At 46.5% G+C, this 5371-nt stretch carries 2 tRNA genes and 3 rRNA genes; all 5 read right to left on the minus strand.

What is annotated here, in order from left to right:
- Positions 1–50 precede the first annotated feature (50 nt).
- Positions 51–158 (minus strand): 5S ribosomal RNA (gene rrf / locus AC106K_RS27975).
- Between the two features lie 178 nt (positions 159–336).
- Positions 337–3093 (minus strand): 23S ribosomal RNA (locus AC106K_RS27980).
- A 153-nt stretch (positions 3094–3246) separates the two neighbouring features.
- Positions 3247–3320 (minus strand) — tRNA-Ala (locus AC106K_RS27985).
- A gap of 86 nt (positions 3321–3406) precedes the next feature.
- Positions 3407–3480: transfer RNA gene (locus tag AC106K_RS27990), tRNA-Ile, on the minus strand.
- Positions 3481–3694: 214 nt separating this feature from the next.
- Positions 3695–5212: ribosomal RNA gene (locus AC106K_RS27995) — 16S ribosomal RNA — on the minus strand.
- The 16S, 23S and 5S rRNA genes sit together here with 2 tRNA genes alongside, the layout of an rRNA operon.
- Between the last annotated feature and the right edge of the window lie 159 nt (positions 5213–5371).

Here is a 5371-nt window from a genome sequence, read left to right on the forward strand (position 1 = left end):
AAAAAAAATCCTCTATCTTTCGATAAAGGATTTTTTAAAAATAAAATAAAAACTGGCGGCGGCCTACTCTCCCGCGTTAGCAGTACCATCGGCGCTGGTGGGCTTAACTTCTGTGTTCGGAATGGGAACAGGTGAGCCCCACCGCTAAAACCACCCTAAAGGTTGTATATAAGAAGTTAGAGATTAGTACTTAGAACTTAGTGAGATACTAACTTCTAACATCTAGTTTCTAGCTTCTGTTTTAAGCGATAAAAACTTTCACAAAGACAAAACCTTCGCTGCGCATAAAGTACTTGTCATATTCATTATATTATAATTTTTGATATAGCAACCAGAGGCTATAAATCTACGGGTAATTAGTACTACTCGGCTATGACATTACTGTCTTTACACCTATAGCCTATCAACGTCGTCATCTACAACGACCCTTAAAAGATGTCTCATCTTGAGGCGAGTTTCGCACTTATATGCCTTCAGTGCTTATCTCTTCCAAACGTAGCTACTCAGCGGTGCACCTGGCGGTACAACTGATACACCAGAGGTTTGTTCAATTCGGTCCTCTCGTACTAGAATCAAGCCCTCTCAAACATCTAACGCCCGCAATAGATAGAGACCGAACTGTCTCACGACGTTCTGAACCCAGCTCGCGTGCCACTTTAATGGGCGAACAGCCCAACCCTTGGGACCTTCTCCAGCCCCAGGATGTGACGAGCCGACATCGAGGTGCCGAACCTCCCCGTCGATGTGAGCTCTTGGGGGAGACTAGCCTGTTATCCCCGGAGTACCTTTTATCCTATGAGCGATGGCCCTTCCATACGGAACCACCGGATCACTATGTCCTGCTTTCGCACCTGATCGACTTGTAGGTCTCACAGTCAAGCACCCTTATGCCATTACACTCTACGCACGGTTACCAAGCGTGCTGAGGGTACCTTTGAAAGCCTCCGTTACTCTTTTGGAGGCGACCACCCCAGTCAAACTACCCACCACGCAATGTCCTTCTAAAAGAAGTTAGGCTCCAAGTAAGTAAAGGGTGGTATTTCAACGTCGGCTCCACAAACACTAGCGTGCCTGCTTCAAAGCCTCCCACCTATCCTACACATTACTTACTCAAAGTCAATACGAAGTTATAGTAAAGGTTCACAGGGTCTTTTCGTCCCATTGCGGGTAATCGGCATCTTCACCGATACTACAATTTCACCGAGCTCGTGGCTGAGACAGTGCCCAGATCGTTACACCATTCGTGCAGGTCGGAACTTACCCGACAAGGAATTTCGCTACCTTAGGACCGTTATAGTTACGGCCGCCGTTTACTGGGGCTTCAGTTAATGCCTTCGGTTTAACCCTAAGCACCTTCCTTAACCTTCCAGCACCGGGCAGGTGTCAGACCCTATACAGCATCTTTCGATTTAGCAGAGTCCTGTGTTTTTGATAAACAGTCGCCTGGGCCTCTTCACTGCGGCCACCATTGCTGATGGCGTCTCTTCTTCCGAAGTTACGAGACTATTTTGCCTAGTTCCTTAGCCACGACTCACTCGAGCACCTTAGGATTCTCTCCTCGACCACCTGTGTCGGTTTTGGTACGGGTTGCTTCACTTCGGCTTTTCTTGGATCAGATTACACTACAGCAGCTTCGCCCGAAGGCTAGGCCTTGACTATTCCGTCAGTCTCCAGCAGCTACATCCAACCGTCCCCTTTATTCGTGAGCAAGTATGGGAATATTAACCCATTGTCCATCCACTACCCCTTTCGGGTTCGCGTTAGGTCCCGACTAACCCTCAGCTGATTAGCATGGCTGAGGAAGCCTTGGTCTTTCGGTGAGCAGGTTTCTCGCCTGCTTTATCGTTACTTATGCCTACATTTTCTTTTCTATCCGCTCCACAATACCTCACAGTACTGCTTCGGCGCAAATAGAATGCTCTCCTACCAGATGTATCTAAAATACAAATCCATAGCTTCGGTAATATGTTTATGCCCGATTATTATCCATGCCGGACCGCTCGACTAGTGAGCTGTTACGCACTCTTTAAATGAATGGCTGCTTCCAAGCCAACATCCTAGCTGTCAATGCAGTCCAACCGCGTTGCTTCAACTTAACATATATTTTGGGACCTTAGCTGTTGGTCTGGGTTCTTTCCCTCTCGGACATGGACCTTAGCACCCATGCCCTCACTGCCGTAGAACATTTATTAGCATTCGGAGTTTGTCAGGAATTGGTAGGCGATGAAACCCCCGCATCCAATCAGTAGCTCTACCTCTAATAAACTTATATACGACGCTGCACCTAAATGCATTTCGGAGAGTACGAGCTATCTCCCAGTTTGATTGGCCTTTCACCCCTACCCACAGGTCATCCGAAGACTTTTCAACGTCAACCGGTTCGGTCCTCCACTCTGTGTTACCAGAGCTTCAACCTGCCCATGGGTAGATCACAAGGTTTCGCGTCTAATCCTACTAACTATCCGCCCTATTCAGACTCGCTTTCGCTCCGGCTCCGGTACTTAATACCTTAACCTCGCTAGTAAAATTAACTCGTAGGCTCATTATGCAAAAGGCACGCCGTCACAGCATTACGCTGCTCCGACCGCTTGTAGGCGTACGGTTTCAGGTTCTATTTCACCCTTCTATTCGAAGTGCTTTTCACCTTTCCTTCACAGTACTTGTTCACTATCGGTCTTTCAGGAGTATTTAGCCTTGGAGGATGGTCCCCCCATATTCAGACAGGATTTCACGTGTCCCGCCCTACTCATTTATCATCTCTATATACCTTTCGAATACTGGGCTATCACCATCTATGGCCGTTCTTTCCAGAACGTTCTTCTAAATATATAAAGACTTTTGGGCTAATCCGCTTTCGCTCGCCACTACTTACGGAATCTCTTCGATTTCTTTTCCTCCGGGTACTTAGATGTTTCAGTTCTCCGGGTTTGCTTCCCCTAAGGGATAATACATCTTCAATGTATTGGGTTGCCCCATTCGGACATCTGCGGATCAATTCGTGTGTGCCAATCCCCGCAGCTTTTCGCAGCTTACCACGTCCTTCTTCGCCTCTGAAAGCCTAGGCATCCGCCATACGCCCTTAACGATTTCTTTCCTATTGGTTACTCAAGCGCTTTATGCGCTCGGTTTTCTCTTTGTGATGTCTTTACCGTTAATGTCAATGATCTTAATGTCTTTCTTTCCGACTGATGAACAGATGTTGTTTTTGGCTCCATCCGTAACTTTTAAATCAGTCTTCCAAAACTGTGGAGAATAAGGGAGTCGAACCCTTGACCTCCTGCGTGCAAGGCAGGCGCTCTAGCCAGCTGAGCTAATTCCCCCTCTAGTCAGATGTTAGATGTTAGTCATTAGATATTAGTTTTAAACTAACTTCTAACTTCTAGGCTCTAACCTCTATTTCAATTAGTAGTCTCGGGCAGGCTCGAACTGCCGACCTCTACATTATCAGTGTAGCGCTCTAACCAGCTGAGCTACGAGACTTCATTATTAATTTTAAATTTTAAATTGAAAATTTTAAATGATTCTTTAAATCTAAAATCTATAATTTATAATCTAAAATCTCTCTATCCCTATACTAATTTCTAGTGGGTTTTGTATTTATATATATCAACCAAACAAAAAACTAAAGCTATTGCTTTAAGTAAGTATAATGTACTTGCGTACTAATTTTGTTTAACGTCTTTAAGACGCTCTAAAATGAGATGTTCCAGCCGCACCTTCCGGTACGGCTACCTTGTTACGACTTAGCCCTAGTTACCTGTTTTACCCTAGGCAGCTCCTGTTACGGTCACCGACTTCAGGTACCCCAGACTTCCATGGCTTGACGGGCGGTGTGTACAAGGCCCGGGAACGTATTCACCGCGCCATGGCTGATGCGCGATTACTAGCGATTCCAGCTTCATAGAGTCGAGTTGCAGACTCCAATCCGAACTGAGACCGGCTTTCGAGATTTGCATCACATCGCTGTGTAGCTGCCCTCTGTACCGGCCATTGTATTACGTGTGTGGCCCAAGGCGTAAGGGCCGTGATGATTTGACGTCATCCCCACCTTCCTCTCTACTTGCGTAGGCAGTCTCACTAGAGTCCCCAACTTAATGATGGCAACTAGTGACAGGGGTTGCGCTCGTTGCAGGACTTAACCTAACACCTCACGGCACGAGCTGACGACAACCATGCAGCACCTTGAAAAATGTCCGAAGAAAAGTCTATTTCTAAACCTGTCATTTCCCATTTAAGCCTTGGTAAGGTTCCTCGCGTATCATCGAATTAAACCACATAATCCACCGCTTGTGCGGGCCCCCGTCAATTCCTTTGAGTTTCATTCTTGCGAACGTACTCCCCAGGTGGCTAACTTATCACTTTCGCTTAGTCTCTGAATCTTAAAAACCCAAAAACGAGTTAGCATCGTTTACGGCGTGGACTACCAGGGTATCTAATCCTGTTCGCTCCCCACGCTTTCGTCCATCAGCGTCAGTTGTTGCTTAGTAACCTGCCTTCGCAATTGGTGTTCTAAGTAATATCTATGCATTTCACCGCTACACTACTTATTCCAGCTACTTCAACAACACTCAAGACTTGCAGTATCAATGGCAGTTTCACAGTTAAGCTGTGAGATTTCACCACTGACTTACAAATCCGCCTACGGACCCTTTAAACCCAATAAATCCGGATAACGCTTGCACCCTCCGTATTACCGCGGCTGCTGGCACGGAGTTAGCCGGTGCTTATTCGTATAGTACCTTCAGCTACCCTCACGAGGGTAGGTTTATCCCTATACAAAAGAAGTTTACAACCCATAGGGCAGTCGTCCTTCACGCGGGATGGCTGGATCAGGCTCTCACCCATTGTCCAATATTCCTCACTGCTGCCTCCCGTAGGAGTCTGGTCCGTGTCTCAGTACCAGTGTGGGGGATCACCCTCTCAGGCCCCCTAAAGATCGTAGACTTGGTGAGCCGTTACCTCACCAACTATCTAATCTTGCGCGTGCCCATCTCTATCCACCGGAGTTTTCAATAAAAAACGATGCCGTTTCTTATATTATGGGGTATTAATCTTCCTTTCGAAAGGCTATCCCCCAGATAAAGGCAGGTTGCACACGTGTTCCGCACCCGTACGCCGCTCTCAAGATCCCGAAAGATCTCTACCGCTCGGCTTGCATGTGTTAGGCCTCCCGCTAGCGTTCATCCTGAGCCAGGATCAAACTCTCCATTGTATGTTTGTCTGACTCACTCAAAGTTTTTAACGCTTTAGTTTTTCCTTACTTGGTTGTTATATTGTATGTCAATGATCTTTATATCTTCCGCTTTGTAACGAAGCAATCTTTCTGTCAGTGTCGCTCCGTATTTGCGAGTGCAAAAGTAAAACTTTATTT

The organism is Chryseobacterium sp. FR048 (assembly GCF_056844665.1).